The following is a 20668-nucleotide window of genomic DNA, read 5'->3' as shown; positions in this document are numbered from 1 at the left end:
GTGCCTCCCCTGGGGCGAGCGGGCTTCGGCGGCGCCAACCTCGGCAACCTCTTCACCGCGATGTCCGACGAAGAGGCGACCGCCGTGCTGGAGGCGGCCTGGGACGCCGGCATCCGCTACTTCGACACGGCGCCGCACTACGGGCTCGGGCTCGCCGAGCGCCGGCTCGGCGCGTTCCTCACCAGCAAGCCGCGCGACGAGTTCGTCGTCTCCACGAAGGTCGGGCGGAGGCTCGTTCACAGCCCCGAAACATCAGATGAGTTGGACGATGAAGGCGGGTTCGTCGTGCCCGCCGACGTGCGCCGCGTGTGGGATCCGTCGGCCGGCGGCGTGCGCAGCAGCCTCGACGAGTCACTGGAGCGGCTCGGGCTGGACCGCGTCGACGTGCTGTTCCTGCACGACCCCGACGAGTACGACGACATGGAGGCATCCGTCGCGAGCGCTGTGCCCGCACTCGTCGCGCTGCGCGAGGAGGGTCTCGTGCGCGCGGTGGGGATCGGGTCCAAGTCGGTGCCCGCCCACCTGGCAGGCGTGCGCACGGGCGACCTCGACCTGCTGATGGTCGCCGGCCGGTACACGCTGCTCGAGCAGCCCGCCGCTCCCGAGCTGATCCCGGAGTGCCGGGAGCGCGGGATCGGCATCGTCGTCGCGGGTGCGTTCAACTCCGGGCTGCTCGCGACGTCGACACCCGGACCGGGCGCCCGCTACGAGTACGGCGACGCCCCGGCCGAGGTCGTCGAGAAGGCGCAGCGCCTGGCGATGGTGTGCGGGAAGTTCGGCGTCGAGCTCCCGGCCGCCGCGCTGCAGTTCCCGCTGCGCGAGCCGGTGATCCGCTCGGTCGTGCTCGGTGCCACCGAGCCTGCGCACATCGAGCAGAACGTCGCCCGGATCGCCGAGCAGATCCCCGAGGCGCTGTGGGAGCAGCTCGCGGCCGAGGGGTTCCTGCCGTGATAGACGCCCACCTGCACCTCTGGGACCTGCGGCGAAGCGCGTACTCGTGGATCACCCCAGAGCTCGGCCCGCTGCACACCACGATCACCGCCGAGCGGGCACACGCCGAGCTGGCCGCGGTCGGCGTGGATCGGGCGGTGCTCGTGCAGGCCGAGGACTCGGTGGCCGACACCGAGTTCATGCTCGAGGTCGCGGCGGAGCACGACTGGGTGGCAGGCGTCGTCGGGTGGGTGCGGCTGGACGACCCCGCCGTCGCCGCCGCCCAGCTCGACCGTTTCGCCGCCGACCCCGCGTTCCGCGGGGTTCGCCACCTCGTGCACGACGACCCCCGCGACGAATTCCTCGCACTGCCCGCCGTGCGCACCTCGCTCGGGCTGCTCGCCGAGCGCGGCCTGCCCTACGACGTGCCGGACGCGTGGCCCCGCCACCTCACCGCCACCGCGGAGCTGGCAGGGGCTCTCCCCGAGCTCACGGTCGTGCTCGACCACCTCGGCAAGCCACCCCACGGAAAGCCTGACTTCCCCGAATGGCGCGACGCGTTCGCCGCGGTGGCCGCCCGGCGGAACACCGTGGCGAAGGTGTCGGGGCTGCAGGTGCGCGGGGAGTCGTTCACGGTCGCGGGTATCCGCCCGTCGTGGGAGACGGCGCTGGAGCTCTACGGCCCCGACCGGCTGCTGTGGGGAAGCGACTGGCCGATGACGCTGCTGACCGCGGGCTACGGCGGCACATGGGAGGTCGTGTCCGAGCTACTGGGCGAGCTGACGGATGACGAGCAGGGCAAGATCCTGACGGGTAACGCGCAGCGCGTCTACGGGCTCACCGCGACGCCGATCTCCAAGGAGGAGCCGTGCTCTCCGGCATCCACCCGCTCCTGACCGGGCCGTTGCTCGCCCACCTCGACGCCATGGGGCATTCGGACGCCGTCGTCCTCGCCGACGCGCACTTCCCGGCCCACCGGCTCGGGTCTCGCGTGCTCGACCTACCCGGCGTCGCGACACCGGATCTGATGGCTGCGATCCGCACGGTCGTGCCGCTGGACGACGCGCCTGCCGTCGATCTCATGGCGACGCCGGACGGTGAACAGCTCCCCGTGCAGGAGGACCTCATCGCCGCCGCAGGCACCACCGACGTGCGCTTCCTCGACCGATTCGCCTTCTACGACGCCGCGGTGCCCGCGTACCTGGTCGTGCGCACCGGCGAGACCCGCGTGTACGGCAACGCGATCCTGCGGAAGGGCGTCGTCACATGACCGAGACGTTGCTCCTCCAGGCGAAGGGCGTCGGGAAGAGCTTCCCGGGCGTGCGGGCGCTGCAGGACATGCACATCGAGCTGCGCCGCGGCGAGGTGCTCGCGCTCGTCGGGGAGAACGGCGCGGGCAAGTCGACGCTGATGAAGCTGCTGTCGGGCATCTACACCCCCGACGAGGGTGAGTTCTTCCTCGAGGGGAAGCCGCTGCAGGTCTCCGGCCCGCGGGACGCGCTGGAGCAGGGCATCAGCATCATCCATCAGGAGTTCAACCTGATGCCCGACCTCACGGTCGCGCAGAACATCTTCATCGGCCGCGAGCCGCGTACGGGCCGGGTGTTCCTCGGCGAGCGTGCCCTCGAGGCGAAGACGGCCGAGCTGCTCGACCGGCTGCACCTGCCGTTGAAGCCCCGGCAGCGCGTGGGCGACCTGACCGTGGCGAAGCAGCAGATGGTCGAGATCGCCAAGGCGCTGTCCTACGAGCCCCGCATCCTGATCATGGACGAGCCCACAGCGGCGCTCAACGACGCCGAGGTGCGGGTGCTGCACGACCTCATCCGGCGGTTCCGCCGCCCGGACACCGGGGTCATCTACATCTCGCACCGGATGGACGAGCTGAAGGCCATCACCGACCGGATCACCGTGATCCGCGACGGCCGCTACATCGACACGCTCGACACGGCCACCACGACAATGCCCGAGGTCATCTCGCGGATGGTGGGGCGCGAGATCGTAGGTGGGCTCCGCCCCGAGGGCGTGCGGAAGGACCGGCCCGTCGTGCTCTCGGTGCGCGGGCTCACCACCAAGGAGCTGCTGAAGGACGTCTCGTTCGACCTGCGGGAGGGCGAGATCCTCGGCTTCGCCGGGCTGATGGGAGCCGGGCGCACCGAGGTGGCCCGCGCGCTCGTCGGTGCCGATCCCATCGAGTCGGGCACTGTAGAGCTGCGTGGGAAGCCGGTGCGGATCACGAACCCCGCCGAGGCCGCCAGGCACCGCATCGGATACCTGTCCGAGGACCGCAAGCACCTCGGGCTGCTGCTCGATCAGGACGTCAACGCGAACATCGGGCTCAGCTCGATCCGCGAGAAGTTCCAGTCGTGGGGGTTCGTCAAGGACAGGGCGATGCGTGCCCGATCGCGCGAGATCGTGGACGGGCTGCGCATCCGGACCCCGTCGATCAACCAGACGGCCAAGTTCCTCTCCGGCGGCAACCAGCAGAAGGTCGTCATCGCGAAGTGGCTGGTCAAGGACTGCGACGTCCTGATCTTCGACGAGCCGACGCGCGGGATCGACGTCGGCGCCAAGGAAGAGATCTACCGGCTGCTCAACGAACTCGCCGCCCAGGGTAAGTCGATCATCATGATCTCCTCCGAGCTGCCGGAGGTGCTGCGGATGTCGCACCGCATCGTCGTGATGAGCGAGGGCCGGGTCACCGGGCAGCTCGATGCGGCCGAAGCCACCCAGGAGAGCGTCATGCACTACGCCACCTTGCGTCCGGAGACGGAGGCCGTCAGTTGACCACCCCCACTGCAACGGAGGAGAAGCAGCAGGGCTCCGCACCTTCCGCGGTGCTCCACACGCTGCGGGCCGGACTGCAGCAGTTCCTCGCGTTCGCGAGCCTGCTCGTGATCTTCGCGTTCTTCTCGATCGTCAGCCCGAACTTCTTCACCTATGGCAACGTCACGAACATCCTGTTCTCGACCGTCGTGATCGGGACGCTCGCGCTCGGCACCACGTTCGTGATCATCACGGGTGGCATCGACCTGTCGGTCGGCACCGGGATGGCGCTGTGCGCCGTGATGTCCGGGGTCCTGATCGTGAACGCCGGGCTCCCGCTGCCGGTCGGCGTGCTCGGCGCGATCCTCTTCGGCGGGCTGATCGGGCTGGTCAACGGCCTGAACGTGGCCGTGCTCGGGTTGCCGCCGTTCATCGCGACGCTGGCGATGATGCTGGTGGCGCAGGGGCTGGCGCTCGTCTTGTCCGACAGCTCGCCGATCTACTTCGACCAGACCCCGGCCTACATCGACATCTCGATCGGCAGCATCATCCCCGGCGCCAACTTCCCCAACGCGGTGATCATCCTGGCGGTTGCCGCGGTGCTCGCCGGCGTGCTGCTCAACAACACGGTGCTGGGGCGCTACACCTACTCGATCGGCAGCAACGAGGAGGCCACGGCGCTCTCCGGGATCGACGTGCGCCGCTGGAAGATCGTCATCTACACCCTCGCAGGCCTGTTCACCGGCCTCGCGGGCGTGATGATCTCGGCTCGGCTCGGCTCGGCGCAGCCCGCCACCGGCATGGGCTACGAGCTGCAGGCGATCGCCGCCGTCGTGATCGGCGGCACATCCCTGTCGGGGGGCAAGGGCTCCATTGTCGGTACGGTCATCGGTGCCCTGATCATCTCGGTGCTGAACAACGGGTTGCAGATCATGTCCATCCCGCAGGAGTGGCAGAACGTCATCCTCGGCTGCGTCATCCTGCTCGCCGTGTACGCCGACCGCGCGCGCAAGCGCACCACCACCTGACTCCTACCCACCCACGCTCGACCAAAGGAGTTCGATCGACATGCGGATCCATCGGATAGGAGCGGCCATCGCGGCAGCCGCTTTCGTCTTCACGGCCGCGGCGTGCGGCGGCGGCGAGTCCGCCGCGGGCGGGGGCGCCCCCGAGCAGCCCTACATCGCCATCGTCTCCAAGGGCTTCCAGCACCAGTTCTGGCAGGCCGTGAAGCAGGGCGCTGAGCAGGAAGCGGCCAAGCAGGGCGTGCGCATCAGCTTCGAGGGCCCGGCCACCGAGGCCGAGGTCGAAGCCCAGGTGACCATGGTCCAGAACGCGCTCGGCCGCCAGCCCAATGCGCTGGGTATCGCCGCACTCGACTCGCGCGCCGTGGCACCGATGCTGCAGCAGGCGCGAACCAGCGACATCCCGGTGATCGCGTTCGACTCGGGCGTCGACAGCCCCATCCCGCTCACCACGGCCTCCACCGACAACAAGGCCGCCGCGGGCGAGGTCGCGAAGCACATGGCCGAGGCAGTGGGCGGCACCGGCAAGGTCGGTCTGATCGTGCACGACCAGACCAGCATCACCGGGCAGGACCGCCGCGACGGATTCCTCGAGTGGATGAAGGCCAACGCCCCCGGCATCCAGGTCCTCGACCCGCAGTACGGCGCGGGCGACCAGGCCAAGTCGGCGGACATCACCAAGGCGATCATCGCCGCCAACCCGGACCTGAAGGGGATCTACGCCGCCAACGAGGGTACGGCGATCGGCGTGCTGCGTGGGGTCGCGGAGAGCGGCAAGACCGGGCTCGCCATCATCGGCTTCGACTCGGGCACCGCGCAGATCGAGGCCATCCGCAACGGCACGATGCTCGGCGCGGTCACCCAGAACCCCATCGGCATCGGCGAGGAGGTCGTCAAGGCCGCGGCGAAGGCCATCAAGGGTGAGCAGCTGCAGCCCGTGATCGACACCGGGTTCTTCTGGTACGACAAGAGCAACATCGACAGCTCGGAGATCAAGCCGCTGCTCTACCAGTAAGCCGCCGGCTGGTTCAGGAAAGCCACATTCAGGGCCCTTGCGGTTCCTGGATGTGGCTTTCCTGCACTTCGGGAAGCCCTTCAGCCCATCGCTTGGCGCAGCCACTCCGCGACGCCGTTGATGTGCACCGTCGCGTGCGCCGCCGCGAGCGTCGCGTCGCCTCGTGCCAGTGCATCGACGATGGCGCGGTGCTCGGTCAGCGTGCGCTCCACCGCCCCCTCCTCCGAGAGCCCACGCCAGATCCGCGCGCGCAGGGTGCTGCTGGAGAGCGTCTCGAGCAGGCTGGTCAGGTAGGCGTTGCCGGCCAGCTCGGCGATGTAGCGGTGGAACACCTGGTCGTGGGCCACGAGGTCGTCCACCGACGTGGTGCTGTGCACCTGGGCGAGCAGGTCGTGCAGGTGCGCGACGTCGGCGGCCGTGGCGCGGGGGGCGGCGAGCGTGGCCGCGGCCGGCTCCAGGATCCGGCGCACCTCGAACAGCTCCAGCACCGACGAGTCCTGGTGGATGTCGACGACGAACGACATCGCGTCGAGCAGGATGTCGGGCGTCAGGCTCGTGACGTACGTGCCGTCGCCGCGCCGGACGTCGAGCACGCGGATCACCTCGAGGGCCTTCACTGCCTCGCGCAGCGAGCTGCGGGAGAGCCCGAGCGCCTCGGACAGCTCCTTCTCCGGCGGCAGCCGGTCCCCGGGACGCAGCTCGCCGGACCGGATCATCGCCTTGATCTTGAGGATCGCCTCGTCGGTGACGGCCACCCGACGAGTCTGTCAGCACCGCGTTCTAGCGTCTGCGCCGTGCTCACCACGCTGGCTGTCGAGAACTACCGCTCGCTTCGCGATCTCGTGCTGCCGCTGTCCCGGCTCACCGTCGTCACCGGGGCGAACGGGAGCGGGAAGTCCAGCCTCTACCGGGCGCTGCGCCTGCTGGCCGACGCCGCGCGTAACGGGGCGGTCGCCGCGCTGGCGCGGGAGGGCGGGCTGCCGTCCGCGCTGTGGGCCGGCCCGGAGTCGGGGGGCCGCGGGTTCCGGGAGGGCAGGGCGCCGGTCCAGGGGACGCGACGCACCAAGCCGGTCGGGCTGCGGCTCGGCTTCGCGGGCGACGAGTTCGGTTACGCCCTCGACCTCGGCATGCCGATACCCACGGAGACGGCCTTCTACCGCGATCCCGAGTTCAAGCGGGAGTGCATCTGGCGGGGCCCGGTGCTGAAGCCCGCCGCCCTGCTCGCCGACCGCGCCGGACCGGTGGTGCGTACGCGCATCGAGAGCGGGGCGTGGGGTGGGGAGCCGCATCGGATCGGGCTCGGCGACAGCATGCTCACCGCGTTCGCCGACCCGCGGATCTCGCCCGAGGTGTTGCTCGTGCGCGAGCGCATCCGCTCGTGGCGGTTCTACGACCACTTCCGCACCGACGCCGACGCCCCGGCTCGCCAGGCCAGGGTGGGCACCCGCACCCCCGTGCTCGACCACGACGGCGCCGACCTGGCAGCAGCACTGCAGACCATCCAGGAGGTCGGCGACGTCGACGGCCTGCACGCGGCCGTCGACAACGCGTTCCCGGGCTCCCGCCTGCAGATCGAGGCGGGCGATGACGGCCGGTTCGAGCTGAGGTTCCGCCAGGACGGTCTGCTGCGCCCGCTGTCGGCAGCGGAGCTGTCCGACGGAACACTGCGCTACCTGCTGTGGGTGGCGGCGCTGCTGACCCCGCGCCCACCCGAGCTGCTGGTGCTCAACGAGCCGGAAACCAGCCTGCACCCCGACCTGGTCCCCGCCCTCGCCGCGCTGATCTCCGTCGCCGCCGCCCGCACCCAGGTCGTGGTCGTCACGCACGCGCGGCCGCTCGTGCGCGCGCTCGAATCCGTCGACGACGCGGCGGCCCTGCTGGAGCTGGAGAAGGAAGTCGGTGCCACCGTCCTGGCGGGCCAGGGCATGCTGGATCGGCCCTCGTGGCACTGGCCGAAGCGCTGACCTCCCATGAACCGCAGTAGAGGTTGTCCAATGCTGTGGCGGAGGGTGTTGCCGAATCAGGTGTGGTTTGCAGCGGTCAAGGGGGCGATTTCTCGGAGAGGGCGCCGCGACCGCGCTCCGCTCGGTGGACGGCCACCTCACATACCCAGTGGTCACTTCACACAGGGCGGGCTTTGTGTGAAGTGGGTGCTGGGTGTGTGAAGTCGGCTGGGGCTTCCTTGCTCTCGATGTAGTGGTAGCGGGCGCCGCGGCCGAGGCCGACGGCCTTGCCGAGCTCGGCGATGCCGTCCGCGACGAGGGGGTGCGCCGCGGGTCGACCCCTCGGGCCCTCGCCGCGCTCGCCCCGGTGTTCCGCGCGGGCGACGGGGTGATCACCGCAGGCAACGCGTCCCAGATCTCCGACGGTGCCGCGGCGCTGCTCATGACCACCTCGGAGCAGGCGCGCCGGCTCGGGCTCGTGCCCATTGCCCGCGTGCACACGGCCGTGCTGGCCGCAGCAGACCCGGTGATCATGCTGACCGCGCCGATACCGGCCACGCGGAAGGCACTCGCCCGGTCGGGGCTGCGGCTCGACGAGATCGACGCGTTCGAGGTCAACGAGGCGTTCGCGCCCGTGCCGCTCGCGTGGCTCGCGGACACCGGGGCCGACCCCGCCCTGCTGAACCGGGACGGCGGTGCCATCGCGCTCGGCCACCCGCTGGGTGCTTCCGGCGCCCGCCTCATGACAACGCTCGTGCACCGCATGCGCGAGGACGGGATCCGCTACGGCCTGCAGACCATGTGCGAGGGCGGCGGGCAGGCCAACGCCACGATCGTCGAACTGCTGGGGAGCTGACGTGGATGGCGCCCGATGACGGTCCTGCTCAGAGCACCTTCGACAGGAACAGCTTCGTGCGCTCCTGCTGCGGGTTGGTCAGCACCTCGCGCGGGTCGCCCGCCTCCACGACCCGGCCCTCGTCCATGAACACGAGGGAGTCGCCGACCTCGCGCGCGAATCCCATCTCGTGCGTGACCACCACCATCGTCATGCCGTCGCGCGCGAGGCCGCGCATGACGTCGAGGACCTCGCCGACGAGCTCCGGGTCGAGCGCCGAGGTGGGCTCGTCGAACAGCATGAGCCGCGGCTCCATCGCCAGCGCCCGCGCGATCGCCACCCGCTGCTGCTGCCCACCGGAGAGCTGCGCGGGGTAGGAGTCGCACTTCTCGACGAGCCCCACGCGGTCGAGCAGTTCGACGGAACGCTTGCGGGCGGCCTGTCGCGGTTCCCGGCGAACGGTTCGCGGCGCTTCCATGACGTTCTCGGCCGCCGTCATGTGCGGGAAGAGGTTGAACCGCTGGAACACCATGCCGATGTCGCGCCGCTGCCGGGCGACCTCGGACTCGCGCAGCTCGTAGAGCTTGCCGCCGGCCTCCCGGTAGCCGACCAGCTCGCCGTTCACCCGCATCTGCCCTGCGTCGATGCGCTCGAGGTGGTTGATGCAGCGCAGGAACGTGGACTTGCCGGAGCCGGACGGCCCGATGATGCAGGCCACCTCCCCCGGCTGGACGGTGAGGTCGATGCCGCGCAGCACCTCGACCCGCCCGAAGCGCTTGTGGACGTCGGCCGCCTCGACCATGGGGACGGTCATGACTGCTGCTCCGGCTTGCGTCGAGGGAAGAGCCGCGCGCCGGTCTGCCCGCGGCTGGTGCCACGCCCGTAGTAGCGCTCGATGTAGTACTGCCCGACCGACAGGAGCGACGTCAGTGCCAGGTACCAGATGGCCACCACGATGAGCAGTGGGATCGTCTGGAAGTTGACCGCATAGATCCGCTGTGCCGAGGTCATCAGCTCGAAGTACCCGATGACCACCACGAGAGAGGTGGTCTTGAGCATCGAGATGGTCTCGTTCCCCGTGGGCGGGATGATCACCCGCATGGCCTGCGGGAGCACGATCCGGCGCAGTGTCTGCGCCCGCGACATGCCGAGCGCGCCGGCCGCCTCGCTCTGCCCCTGATCCACCGACTGCAGCCCGCCACGCACGATCTCCGCCATGTAGGCGGCCTCGTTGAGGCCGAGGCCGAGCAGGCACGCGGCGAACTGGTTGATCAGCTGGTTGGTGTCGAAGAAGACGAGCCCCGGCCCGAACGGGACGCCGAGCGACAGCATCGGGTAGAGCGCGGCCAGGAAGTTCCAGAACAGCAGCTGTGCGATCACCGGGGTGCCGCGGAACAGCCAGATGTAGACCGCGGAGACCACGGACAGGACCGGGTTCGGCGACAGCCGCATGACCGCGAGCGCGATCCCGCCGACGATCCCGATGATCATCGACAGCACGGTAAGGACCAGTGTGTTCTGCAGGCCGTTGAGGATCGGCGGGGAGAACAGGTACTGCCCGACGATCCGCCAGCGGAAGCCGTCGTTCGTCAGCACCGTGTTGACGAACATCGCCGCCAGCACGGCCATCACCGCGACGGCGAGCCACCGGCCGGGGTGGCGCACGGGCACCGCCTTGATCGGCTCCGGTCGCCCTGCCTTCTCGACCGGCGGAGACACGCCTGTCACGTCGTCAGCTCCGGATCTCCGAGGTCGGGATCGCGCCGTCGGACACGTTCCACTTCTCGAGGATCGCCGCGTAGGTGCCGTCGTCGATCAGGGCCTGGATCGCGCCGCGCACCGCCTCGGCGTACTGGCCCTGGCCCTTCGGGAGGGCGGCGCCGTACGGAGCGGTGTCGTAGGCGTCGCCGAGCTCCTCGATCGCACCGTCCGTCGTGTCCGCCGCATAGGCGACGACGGGGGAGTCGGCGAGCATGGCGACGATCCGGTTGGCCGCGAGCGCGAGGTTCACGTCGGACTGCGCCTGCAGCTCCGTCACCTGGATCGCGGGCTTGCCCTCCGCCGCGCACTTCTCGTTGCGGGCGGCGAGATCCTCGACCTGCACCGTGCCGGCCTGCACACCGACGTTCAGGCCGCAGAGGTCGTCCGGGTTGACGTTCTGCGGGTTGCCCTGTGCCACGGCGATGCTGGTGCCTGCGACGAAGTAGCTGACCATGTCGACGACCGGGGTGCGCTCCGGGGTGATCGAGAACGACGACATCGCTATCTCGTAGCGCCCTGCCTCGACGCCGGCGATGATCCCGGAGAACTGCGTGTTCTCGAACTGGGGCTTGAGCCCGAACTTCTGGGCGATCGCGGTGCCGAGGTCGACGTCCATGCCGATGATCGTCGTGCCGTCCGGGGCGGTGAACTCGTTCGGCGCGTACGAGGCGTCGACCCCGAACTGGAGCACGCCGTCGGACGCGACCTGCTGCGGCACCATCGCGGCGAGTGCGTCGTCGCGGGCCACCGTGGGGACGGCCTCTGTCGGGGCGGCGCCACCAGGGGCGCCCGCCGGTGGCGCGCCGCCGCTGCCGTCGCCGCCTGCACCGCACCCTGCGAGCAGGGCGGCGAGCGCGGCTGCGCCGAGCACGACCGGGAACGAACGGCGGATGGCGGGCACGATGACCTCCTTGTGGGCGGTGAGTACGCGGGGATGCTGCCACTCGTATGCCCTTAGGACACCTCGGCGGTGGTCACTGTTGTGTGACATCACCCAGAGTGATTCGGTTGGAATGTCCAGTGAGGAGCAGCGCTAGGTTGGGTACTCCCGGAACCTGCAGACACCGTGTGCGCGTTGTCCGCGGTGAGATCATCCCTTACGGAGGACCCGATGGCCCTGATCAAACGCCTCGCACTGCTGGCCACCGCGGCCGAGGCAGCCCGCCGCTACGCGAAGAGCAATCCGGACAAGGCGGCCAAGTACCTGGACCAGGCCGCGGCGTTCGTCGACAAGCAGACCAAGGGCAAGTACTCGGGCCAGATCCGCGGTGCCGCCGACAAGGCGAAGGGGATCGCCGGGATCCGGCAGACGCCCGGCTACGGCGCCACCGGCAACGGGTACACGCAGGGTTACGAGCAGAACGCGGGCTTCGGCAAGACGGCGGACTACTCGGCGCCGACCCCGCCGCCCTCGACCCCGCCGCAGCCCCAGCCCGGCCAGGCAGGCCCCACCGAGCAGGGGCGGTAGGCCGCAGGCAACGGTTGCCAACGGCACGTCCCGACGCCCGGGACGTGCCGTTCGCCATGCCCGTGGCAACCTCCCCCGCGGGCCTGCGCCGTGTCAGGATTGCGCCCTGAGCCGGTCGGGGACCCCTACCGGGGTGTCCCCGACCGGACGCGCCCCGTCCTGCGTCCCGCCACGAACGGGAGCAGGTCGATGTCACGAGGAGGCACCGTGTCCGTTCCGCAGGACTGGATCCCACCCAAGGCGGGCGTTCATGAGTCGCGGCCGAGCCGTGAGCACGTGGTCGCCGGCCTGAAGGCCACCGACGAGGGCGATCCGGAGCTCGTGCAGCTCCTCACGCCGGAGGGCGAGCGGGTGTCCGATCCCCGCTTCGACAAGTACGCCACTGACCTCGACGTCGACGCCCTGCGCAGCCTCTACCGGGACCTGGTGCTTGTGCGCCGGTTCGACCGGGAGGGCAACGCGCTGCAGCGCCAGGGCCAGCTCGGCATCTGGGTGCCGCTGCTCGGCCAGGAGGCCGCGCAGATCGGGGCGGGGCGGGCCATGGCACCCCAGGACATGGCGTTCCCGTCGTACCGGGAGCACGGGGTGGCGTGGGCCCGCGGGATCGACCCCACGGAGCTGCTCGGGATCTTCCGCGGCACCGACCACGGCAGCTGGGACCCGAAGGCCACCCGCTTCCACCTCTACACGATCGTCATCGGTAACCAGGTGCTGAACGCCGCCGGCTACGCGATGGGCCAGAAGTTCGAGGGCAAGGTCGGCGAGGGCCCGGACAGCGAGGCAACGATCTGCTTCTTCGGCGACGGCGCCACCAGCCAGGGCGACGTGCACGAGGGCTTCGTGTGGGCAGCGGTGTACGACGCGCCCGTCGTCTTCTACTGCCAGAACAACCAGTGGGCCATCTCGGAGCCCACCGAGCGGCAGAGCCGGGTACCGCTCTACAAGCGCGCCACCGGGTACGGGTTCCCCGGTATCCGGGTCGACGGCAACGACGTGCTGGCCTGCCTCGCCGTCACGCGATGGGCGCTCGAGGAGTGCCGCTCCGGCAACGGACCCGTCCTGATCGAGGCGTTCACGTACCGCATGGACGCGCACACCACGTCCGACGACCCGTCGCGCTACCGCCTCGCCGACGAGCTGGAGCTGTGGAAGCTCAAGGACCCGATCGAGCGGGTGCGCGTCAATCTCGTGCGCGAGCACCACGTCGCGCAGGAGTTCTTCGACGAGGTGCAGGCCGAGTCCGACGAGCTGGCCGCCCGGTTCCGCGAGTTCTGCGAGAACATGCCCCAGCCCGCCCCGGACCGGATGTTCTCGCAGGTCTACGCGGAACCTTCGCCGGTGCTCGAGGCGCAGCGCGCCGCCTACCTGGAGTACCACGCCTCCTTCGAGGGGGTCTGACCGAGATGGCACAGACGACACTGGCAAAGGCGCTCAACAACGGCCTCAGGGCGGCGATGGAGCGCGACCAGAAGGTCCTCGTGATGGGCGAGGACGTCGGCAAGCTCGGCGGCGTCTACCGGGTCACCGACGGGCTGCAGAAGGACTTCGGCGAGCAGCGGGTGCTCGACACACCACTGTCCGAGTCGGGCATCATCGGCACCGCCATCGGCCTCGCGATCCGCGGCTTCCGGCCGGTCTGCGAGATCCAGTTCGACGGGTTCGTCTTCCCCGGCTTCGACCAGATCGTCTCCCAGCTGGCCAAGCTGCACTACCGATCGCAGGGCAAGGTCACGGTCCCGGTGGTCGTGCGCATCCCGTTCGGCGGGGGCATCGGCGCCGTCGAGCACCACAGTGAGTCGCCCGAGTCGTACTTCGCGCACGCCGCCGGGCTGAAGGTGGTGGCGTGCTCGAACCCGGCCGACGCCTACTGGATGATCCAGCAGGCCATCGCGTGCGACGACCCGGTGATCTTCTTCGAGCCGAAGCGGCGGTACTGGGAGAAGGGTGAGGTCGACCCGGACGCCGAGCCGCCCCCGCTTTTCGCGTCCCGCGTGGTGCGCCCGGGCAGCACGCTGACGGTGGCCACGTACGGGCCGATGCTGAAGACCTGTCTCGGTGCCGCCACCGCGGCCGAGGCCGACGGCCACGACCTCGAGGTGATCGACCTGCGCACGCTGTCCCCGCTCGACCTCGACCCTGTGGTGGAGTCGGTGCGGCGCACCGGCCACCTCGTCGTGGTGTCCGAGGCCCCGTCGGAATCGTCGATCACGTCCGAGATCGCCGCGCGCGTCCAGCAGGAGGCCTTCTACTCGCTGGAGGCCCCGGTGCTGCGGGTCACCGGGTTCGACGCGCCCTACCCGCCGTCGAAGTGCGAGGAGGACTACCTCCCCGACCTCGACCGCGTCCTCGACGCCGTCGACCGCTCGCTGGCCTGGTGACGTCGGTGGCGCTCCGCGAGTTCACGATGCCCGACGTCGGTGAAGGGCTCACCGAGGCCGAGATCGTCACCTGGCAGGTCAAGCCGGGGGACACCGTCACGGTCAACCAGGTCATCTGCGAGATCGAGACGGCGAAGGCCGCCGTCGAGCTGCCGTGCCCGTGGGCGGGCACCGTTGGCGAGCTGCTCGTGCAGCCCGGCGAGTCGATCGAGGTCGGCACCCCGATCATCACGATCGACACGGGCGGCGGGGCACCTGCAGGGAAGGCCGGCGACGACGAGGCGGTCCCCAACCTGGTGGGCTACGGCCCGCGCCAGGCCTCGGCGACCCGGCGCGCTCGCAGGTCGACGGCGGCTCCCGTCCCGGCCGTCGAACCGCAGCCGGAACCGGAACCGGAACCGGCGTCGGAACCGGCGCCCGCGCGCGGCGGCGTGGCCGTCCCACTCGCAAAGCCGCCCGTGCGCAAGCTCGCGAAGGATCTTGGGGTCGACCTGGGGAGCCTCGACGGCAGCGGCGACGGTGGCGTGATCACCCGCTCCGATGTCGAGGCCGCGGCCGCCCCCGCCCCGACTGCGCCTGCCCGGAGCGTGGGCGGGGTGCGTCGGGAACCGATCCGCGGGGTGCGCAAGGCCACCGCTGCGGCCGTGTCGGGCAGCGCGTTCACCGCGCCGCACGTCACCGAGTTCCTCGCCGTCGACGTCACGGAGACGATGGCGCTGCGGGATCGGTTGCGGGCAACCCGCCAGTACGCCGACGTGAAGCTCACGCCGCTGGCGTTCGTGGCGAAGGCGGTGTGCATGGCCGCGAAGCGCACACCGGACATCAACGCCTCGTGGGACGAGCCGGCGGGCGAGATCGTCTACTACGACCGGGTGCAGCTCGGGATCGCCGCGGCCACCCCGCGCGGCCTGATCGTGCCGAAGATCCGCGACGCCGACACGCTCTCGCTGCGGGAGCTGGCCGGCGCGCTGGCCGACCTCACCGACACCGCCCGGTCCGGTAAGACCCCGCCCGCCGACCTCGTCGGCGGCACGTTCACCATCACCAACGTCGGTGTGTTCGGCGTGGACAGCGGCACGCCGATCATCAACCCGGGCGAGGCAGGGATCCTCGCGGTCGGTGCGATCAAGCCGATGCCATGGGTGGTGGACGGCGAGCTGGCGGTGCGCACCGTGTGCCAGCTCGCGCTGTCGTTCGACCACCGGCTCGTCGACGGCGAGCAGGGCTCCCGTTTCCTCGCCGACGTCGGCGCGCTGCTCACGGATCCGGGGCTCGCGCTCACGTGGTGACCGATCCGTGACTGAGCGCCGGGAGCACGGACGGCATCTCGTGCGTTACTAAGAGCATGGCGTTCGTGCTCCTGTACCTGGTGATCGAGATCATCGCGCTGGTCGCGCTCGGATCGGCGATCGGGTTGGGCTGGACGCTGCTCGTGCTCCTCGCCGGATCGGTGCTCGGTCTGTGGCTCGCCCGTCGCGAGGGCGTGCGGGCCGCGCAGGCCCTCGCCGAGGCGGTGAACAGCCGGCGGGTGCCCACCAACGAGGTCACCGACGGCATGCTCGTGGCCGCGGGCGGCGTGCTGCTGTTCGTGCCCGGCCTCGTCACCGACCTCGCGGGCCTGCTGCTCGTGTTGCCGCCCACCCGCGCGCTGGTGCGCCGAAGGCTGGTGCGTGCCGCCGAGGAGCGCTCCCCCGAACTGCGCTCCGCGCGGATCCGGGCCCAGGCGCCGGTGGTCGACGGCGAGGTGGTCGAGCCCGACGCGCCCCGCCCCGAGCGGCTGGTGATCGAGGGCACGGTCGTGCCGGGCGACCCGCGCTGACCGAACCGACCGACTTCACACACCGTCCCCCGGCTTCACACAAGGCCCGCCCTGTGTGAAGCCGGGCCTGGGTGTGTGAAGTGCCTCGTTCAGGGCTCCAGAACCCACGTCGTCGTGCACCGGGCGGTCACCCGGACCGGTTCCGGCTCCAGGCCGAGCGCGCGCACGTCGGGGCCTGCCGCCTCGGCCGCCGCCATCCGGTAGGCCATCGGGGCGGCGTGCTCGGCCGCCTCGGACAGCCTCAGCAACGGCCCGAGCGTCGCGTCGAGCGCGACGGCGTACCCCTCGGCACGGGTCCTCGCGTCGGCCACCGCGCGCTTCTGCGCCTCGCGGAGCGCCGCGGCCGGATCATCGAGCACCCACCTCGGCCCGTGCAGGTCGGTCGGCTCGGCCCCCACCAGCGTCGACAGCACCGCGTCGAGCTCGCCGACGTCGGTGACGAGGAGCGCGAGGTCCTCCGCGGCCCGGCAGCCGATCACCTTGTTGCCCCGCCACTCGTTGTGCACCCGCATCCGGCGGTGCCGGACCTGCAGGCCCGGCCGGGTCAGCGCAGGCTCGGCGGCCGCCATCCGGCGGCCGAGGTCGCGCACGGCGTCGGAGCGCGTGCGGGCCACCGCCGTGAAGCTCACGTCGAGCTCGGCCCGGTCGCCCAGCTGCTCGTACCAGCCACTTCCCTCGGTCACGATCTCCGTCACAATCCAAGTGTTCCGGATCGCGCAGTATCAAGTTCTCTAGAACGCTGCCGATACAGCCACATACGGAGTGATGGAATGCCTCGGTCCCTCGCGCGCCTGCGGCGGCTCGTGAGTGAGGGGCGTTCCGACGCACCCGGACGCGTGGTCGACGGGCTCGGCCGCATCGGGCTCGTCGGATACGGGGTGGTGCATCTCGTCGTCGCATGGCTCGCGCTCCAGGTCGCCTTCGGCGTGCCGGACGCCCCGCCGGATGCCGTGGGCGCGGTCGGGACCATCGCCCGCACGCCGGGCGGCGTGTTCGCGCTCGTCGTGGCGGTGATCGGCCTGTTCGCGTTCGCGCTGTGGCAGCTCACGGCCGCCGCGATGGGGTTCAGGTGGGCGCACGGCAACGAGCGGATGCGCAAACGGGTGGGCGCGGTCGCGAAGTCGATCGCGGTGAGCGCGCTCGCGGGGATCGTCATCGACTACCTCATGGGACTGGGGTCAGCCGACGGCACCGTGCAGCAGTTCGCGGCGCGCGTATTGGAGCTCCCCGCCGGGCGGGTGCTGCTGGGACTCGGCGCCGTCGCGCTGATCGGGATCGCGGGTGCGATGACCTACACCGGCGTACGCCGTACGTTCATGGGTGATCTCGACGTCCGCAGGCTTGCGCCCGGTGTCCGGAACGCGATCGAGGTGGCGGGGGCTGCCGGGCACCTCGCCCGCGCGCTCGCGATCGGTGTGGTGGCTGGTCTCGCCGGTGCGGCCGCGCTGTTCGCCGACCCGGCGTGGGCCGGTGGCCTCGACACGGCGCTGCGTGCGCTGGGGAGCACCGTCGCGGGTGCGTGGCTGCTCGCCGTTGTGGCGGCGGGCTTCGCGGCCTTCGGCCTGTTCTGCTTCGCCGACGCCGCGACCCGCCGGGCCTGAAGCTACCGGCCGGCGGCGAGGCTGCCCACGATCAGATCAGCCAGCGCGTTGACGGCGTCCAGGGCGGTGGTGCGCCCCCGGTTCAGTTCGACGGCGATCGCCTCGGCCGCACCCAGCACGCCGATGCAGCGCAGCCGGAGCGCCTCGGCGGGGAGGGCGGAGTGCGGCGCCATCGCGGCGACCATCACCTCCGTGTAGTCGTCGAGCAGTTCGTGCTGGAGCGCCTCCGCCTCCGGGTTGCCCTTCAGAGCGGCGGAGACGGCGGTGAACTCCGGCATGTCCGTGGCGCAGGCGAAGTACGCGGCGCTCATGACGTGGGCGATCACACCGGCGTGGGGTTCGGCGCTGCGCAGTGCCTCGGTCACCGCGTCCCGGTGGCGTTCCTCGAGCCGCCGGTAGAGCGCGAGCAGCAGGCCGGTGCGGGTGCCGAAGTGGCCGTACGCGATCGGCCTGCTCACGCCGGCGGCCTCTGCGAGTGTCACGAGGGTCAAGCCATCGGCGCCTTGCTCCCGCACGAGCCGGAGGGCCGCGTCGAGCAGCTGCTCCCGCCTGGCCTCCTTGGACAGGCGCATCGGTGGTGTGGCCATGAGCCTCCTTGCGGTCCGCCGCCAGTTTAGCTACAAAGTGTAAGTTACAAAATGTAGCTATCGGTGAGGAGTGGTCGGCATGGATCCAGTACTGATCTTGGGCGGTTCGGGGCAGGCGGGCACGGGGACCGCCGCCCTGCTGCGGCAGTGGTACCCGACGCTGCCGCTGATGATCGCGGGCCGGAACATCGAGCGTGCGCAGCGAGTGGCCGACGAGCTGGGCGCCGCTACGGCCGTCACCGTCGACCTGGGGCGCGGCGATCTCGGGCTCCCGGCCGACGGTGCCCACTCGATGGTGGTCGCCGCGATCTGGGACAACCACCTGAACGGCCTGCGCCACGCGCAGCAACGCGGAGTGCCGTACCTCAGCATCTCCAGCGGCCTGGTCGACATCGCACCCGAGGTCGTCGCGGGCGCCCAGCTGCCGAGTGCACCGATCCTGCTCGCCAGCCACTTCTGCGCCGGTATCGGCGTGCTCGGGGCACTGCACGTGGCCAGGGAGTTCGACCGGGTCGACAGCATCAGCATCGGCGCCGTGCTCGACGAGCTGGATGCCGGTGGACCCGCGGGGTTGGCGGACCTCGAGCGGTTGTTCACGGCCTCTTCCGCGGGACTGCGGCGCCGGGACGGCGTCTTCACCTGGCTCGCCGCCTCCGACGCGCAGGCGGAGGTGCGCATGATGGACGGCACGGTCGTGCCGGGCCAGAGCATCCCCATCCTCGACGTGCCGAGCCTCGCCCACGCGACGGGCGCGCCGAACGTCCGCTTCGACTACGCCCTCGGCGAGTCGACGGGCCGGCGCCACGGCGGAGCCCCGTCGATCGAGATCCGGATCGACGTCGAGGGAGTGGCGAAGAGCGTCAGCCGGTACCTCGTCCATCCGGGCGGGCAGGTCCCGCTCACCTCGCTCGGCGTCGCACTCGGCGTCGAACGGCTGATCGGCTTGCGTGGCGAGCCCGTGGCTCCCGGTATCCACACCCCGGAGTCGTTGATCGACCCGGCGTACGCGGTGGAGCGGCTGACGGAGCTCGGTGCCTCCTTCGTCGACGCCTCGATTCCGGAGTATCACGGTGTCTAGCGGTCATTCGAGAAAGCGGTAGAGCGAGCGATCGGCGACACGCCATCGTGTCCGATAGCCGCTTCTACGGTCCGGGCAAGATTCGCCGATACCGTCCGATCCGTGGACCCCGTGCGCAATCCGTTCGCGCCCGGTGCGGGCCAGCGGCCCCCCGAGCTCGCCGGCCGCGACAAGGAGCTCGACGCGTTCGAGATCGTGCTCGAGCGGGTGGCCCGCGGCCGGCCGGAACGCAGCCTCGTGCTCACCGGCCTGCGCGGGGTCGGCAAGACCGTGTTGCTCGGGGAGCTGCGGTCGATGGCCATGCGGGCCGGGTGGGGTGCCGGCAAGGTCGAGGCCCGGCCGGACGCCGACCTGCGCCGCCCGCTCGCCGCGGCCCTGCACCGCGCGATCCGCGACCTCGCGGTGCGCCACCGGGACCCGGAGCGTTCGGACGTCCAGCCGGTCGACCCGGACCGCGTCGACGAGGTGCTCGGCGTGCTGAAGGCGTTCGCGATGCGCTCGGCACCCGACAACGCCAAGCTGCGCGATCGCTGGCAGCCGGGCATCGACGTGGCCGCCACCCACGGCAGGGCCGACTCCGGCGACATCGAGATCGACCTCGTCGAGCTGTTCACCGAGGTGGCGGGGCTCGCCCACGAGGTCGAGTCCGGGGTGGCGGTGCTCATCGACGAGATGCAGGACCTGCGCCCCGACGACGTGTCGGCGCTCTGCGCGGCGTGCCACGAGCTGTCGCAGTCGCGGGCCCCGCTCGTGGTGGTCGGGGCCGGGCTGCCGCACCTGCCCGCGGTGCTCTCGGCGTCCAAGTCCTACTCGGAACGGCTGTTCAAGTACGCGCGCATCGACAAGCTCGACCGGTCCGACGCCGACTTCGCCCTGCTCGCGCCTGCCGAGCGGGAGGACGCCACCTTCGACGTCGACGCACTCGACGCGCTGTACGAGGCCTCCGGCGGCTATCCGTACTTCGTGCAGGCCTATGGGAAGGCGGCGTGGGACGCCGCGCCCCGCAGCCCGATCACGGCGCCTGACGTCAAGCTGGCGGCGCCGGAGGCCGAGAGCGAGCTCGCCGTCGGGTTCTTCGGGTCCCGGTACGAGCGGGCGACGCCCGCGGAGCGGGAGTACCTGCGCGCGATGGCCGAGCTCTCCGAGGGGAGGGACGAGCCCGTCGGCACCTCCGGGATCGCCGACCACCTGGCCCGAAAGGCCTCCTCCCTCTCCCCTGCCCGTGACAGCCTGTTGAAGAAGGGCCTCGTCTTCTCGGCTCAACGGGGGCAGATCGCGTTCACCGTGCCCCACTTCGGCCGATACCTGCTCACGCAGCCCTGACATTGCTACTCCGAACGAGTGAAACCTGGCGTTCTCGCGACCAGAGGTAACGGTCGGGGTCCGATGTCCGATTCCAGGTACAGCCCCGCGGCGCTGTCGGACCCCCGACCTGACAGCACCGCGGGGTTCTCCGCATCTTCGG

21 protein-coding genes and 1 pseudogene are annotated in these 20668 nt (G+C 70.8%); 16 read left to right on the top strand and 6 right to left on the bottom strand.

All coding sequences use genetic code 11. From position 1 onward, the window contains the following. The 6 genes from K1T35_RS46915 to K1T35_RS46890 are packed head-to-tail and all read left to right on the top strand — an operon-like array spanning position 1 to position 5733. Complete coding sequence (locus K1T35_RS46915) at positions 1-951, top strand: aldo/keto reductase (RefSeq protein WP_370645282.1); 951 nt, start codon at positions 1-3, stop codon at positions 949-951. Beyond that, positions 948-1826, top strand: a complete 879-nt coding sequence (locus tag K1T35_RS46910) for an amidohydrolase (RefSeq protein WP_255621404.1) — start codon at positions 948-950, stop codon at positions 1824-1826. The genes K1T35_RS46915 and K1T35_RS46910 overlap by 4 nt, the downstream gene beginning before the upstream one ends. Further along, positions 1799-2200, top strand: coding sequence for an RbsD/FucU family protein (locus K1T35_RS46905; RefSeq protein WP_220258069.1), 402 nt, complete (start codon positions 1799-1801; stop codon positions 2198-2200). Before K1T35_RS46910 ends, K1T35_RS46905 begins: the two co-directional genes overlap by 28 nt. Further along, the gene (locus tag K1T35_RS46900; RefSeq protein WP_220258068.1) at positions 2197-3714 is read left to right on the top strand and encodes a sugar ABC transporter ATP-binding protein; all 1518 of its coding nucleotides are present in this window, start codon (positions 2197-2199) and stop codon (positions 3712-3714) included. Before K1T35_RS46905 ends, K1T35_RS46900 begins: the two co-directional genes overlap by 4 nt. After that, a complete protein-coding gene (locus tag K1T35_RS46895; protein WP_220258067.1) occupies positions 3711-4721 on the top strand; it encodes an ABC transporter permease in 1011 nt (336 codons plus the stop codon). The genes K1T35_RS46900 and K1T35_RS46895 overlap by 4 nt, the downstream gene beginning before the upstream one ends. Positions 4722-4761: 40 nt before the next feature. Continuing rightward, on the top strand, positions 4762-5733 hold the full coding sequence (locus tag K1T35_RS46890) for an ABC transporter substrate-binding protein (RefSeq protein WP_220258066.1): 972 nt from the start codon (positions 4762-4764) through the stop codon (positions 5731-5733). Positions 5734-5813: 80 nt separating this feature from the next. Here the strand turns inward: K1T35_RS46890 and K1T35_RS46885 are convergent, their stop codons facing one another. Further along, positions 5814-6488, bottom strand: a complete 675-nt coding sequence (locus tag K1T35_RS46885) for a FadR/GntR family transcriptional regulator (RefSeq protein ID WP_220258065.1) — start codon at positions 6486-6488, stop codon at positions 5814-5816. Positions 6489-6527: 39 nt separating this feature from the next. Here K1T35_RS46885 and K1T35_RS46880 point away from each other — a divergent pair, with 39 nt between their 5' ends. Both K1T35_RS46880 and K1T35_RS46875 read left to right on the top strand, forming a co-directional pair. Further along, positions 6528-7697: an AAA family ATPase gene (locus K1T35_RS46880; RefSeq protein WP_220258064.1), complete on the top strand. Its 1170-nt coding sequence runs from the start codon at positions 6528-6530 to the stop codon at positions 7695-7697. A 226-nt stretch (positions 7698-7923) separates the two neighbouring features. Continuing rightward, positions 7924-8532, top strand: a pseudogene (locus K1T35_RS46875) (acetyl-CoA C-acetyltransferase); the annotation flags it as partial. A gap of 28 nt (positions 8533-8560) precedes the next feature. Here the strand turns inward: K1T35_RS46875 and K1T35_RS46870 are convergent. Genes K1T35_RS46870 through K1T35_RS46860 form a run of 3 tightly spaced genes read right to left on the bottom strand, consistent with a single transcriptional unit; the run spans position 8561 to position 11173 of the window. Beyond that, the gene (locus K1T35_RS46870; RefSeq protein WP_304940840.1) at positions 8561-9325 is read right to left on the bottom strand and encodes an amino acid ABC transporter ATP-binding protein; all 765 of its coding nucleotides are present in this window, start codon (positions 9323-9325) and stop codon (positions 8561-8563) included. Further along, entirely contained in the window at positions 9322-10239 is a 918-nt protein-coding gene (locus K1T35_RS46865) for an amino acid ABC transporter permease (RefSeq protein WP_255621403.1), read from the bottom strand. Before K1T35_RS46865 ends, K1T35_RS46870 begins: the two co-directional genes overlap by 4 nt. Positions 10240-10243: 4 nt before the next feature. Next, positions 10244-11173, bottom strand: a complete 930-nt coding sequence (locus K1T35_RS46860; RefSeq protein WP_255621402.1) for an ABC transporter substrate-binding protein — start codon at positions 11171-11173, stop codon at positions 10244-10246. 210 nt (positions 11174-11383) lie between these two features. On the opposite strand from K1T35_RS46860, the gene K1T35_RS46855 reads away from it, so the two are divergent. From K1T35_RS46855 to K1T35_RS46835, 5 genes are all read left to right on the top strand, one after another. After that, on the top strand, positions 11384-11740 hold the full coding sequence (locus tag K1T35_RS46855; RefSeq protein ID WP_220258062.1) for an antitoxin: 357 nt from the start codon (positions 11384-11386) through the stop codon (positions 11738-11740). A gap of 207 nt (positions 11741-11947) precedes the next feature. After that, the gene (gene pdhA, locus K1T35_RS46850; protein WP_255621401.1) at positions 11948-13138 is read left to right on the top strand and encodes a pyruvate dehydrogenase (acetyl-transferring) E1 component subunit alpha; all 1191 of its coding nucleotides are present in this window, start codon (positions 11948-11950) and stop codon (positions 13136-13138) included. A 5-nt stretch (positions 13139-13143) separates the two neighbouring features. After that, positions 13144-14118, top strand: a complete 975-nt coding sequence (locus tag K1T35_RS46845) for an alpha-ketoacid dehydrogenase subunit beta (RefSeq protein WP_220258060.1) — start codon at positions 13144-13146, stop codon at positions 14116-14118. A gap of 26 nt (positions 14119-14144) precedes the next feature. After that, positions 14145-15407: a dihydrolipoamide acetyltransferase family protein gene (locus K1T35_RS46840; RefSeq protein ID WP_220263298.1), complete on the top strand. Its 1263-nt coding sequence runs from the start codon at positions 14145-14147 to the stop codon at positions 15405-15407. Between the two features lie 56 nt (positions 15408-15463). Beyond that, positions 15464-15937, top strand: coding sequence for an FxsA family protein (locus K1T35_RS46835; RefSeq protein ID WP_220258059.1), 474 nt, complete (start codon positions 15464-15466; stop codon positions 15935-15937). An 89-nt stretch (positions 15938-16026) separates the two neighbouring features. On the opposite strand, the gene K1T35_RS46830 is transcribed toward K1T35_RS46835, so the two are convergent. Then, complete coding sequence (locus K1T35_RS46830; protein WP_220258058.1) at positions 16027-16632, bottom strand: SIMPL domain-containing protein; 606 nt, start codon at positions 16630-16632, stop codon at positions 16027-16029. Positions 16633-16707: 75 nt separating this feature from the next. Between K1T35_RS46830 and K1T35_RS46825 the strand changes: the two genes are divergently transcribed. Next, positions 16708-17538 carry a DUF1206 domain-containing protein gene (locus tag K1T35_RS46825; protein ID WP_220258057.1) on the top strand — a complete coding sequence of 277 codons (831 nt, stop codon included), beginning with the start codon at positions 16708-16710 and terminating at the stop codon, positions 17536-17538. 2 nt (positions 17539-17540) lie between these two features. Here K1T35_RS46825 and K1T35_RS46820 read toward each other — a convergent pair whose 3' ends face one another. Next, complete coding sequence (locus K1T35_RS46820; RefSeq protein ID WP_220258056.1) at positions 17541-18125, bottom strand: TetR/AcrR family transcriptional regulator; 585 nt, start codon at positions 18123-18125, stop codon at positions 17541-17543. Positions 18126-18204: 79 nt separating this feature from the next. Here K1T35_RS46820 and K1T35_RS46815 point away from each other — a divergent pair, with 79 nt between their 5' ends. Further along, positions 18205-19203: a saccharopine dehydrogenase gene (locus K1T35_RS46815; RefSeq protein WP_220258055.1), complete on the top strand. Its 999-nt coding sequence runs from the start codon at positions 18205-18207 to the stop codon at positions 19201-19203. Between the two features lie 102 nt (positions 19204-19305). Next, the gene (locus K1T35_RS46810; protein WP_220258054.1) at positions 19306-20526 is read left to right on the top strand and encodes an ATP-binding protein; all 1221 of its coding nucleotides are present in this window, start codon (positions 19306-19308) and stop codon (positions 20524-20526) included. Positions 20527-20668 lie beyond the last annotated feature (142 nt).

This window comes from Pseudonocardia sp. DSM 110487 (assembly GCF_019468565.1).
Lineage (GTDB): Bacteria > Actinomycetota > Actinomycetes > Mycobacteriales > Pseudonocardiaceae > Pseudonocardia.
This window is presented reverse-complemented; position numbering and strand designations above follow the sequence as displayed.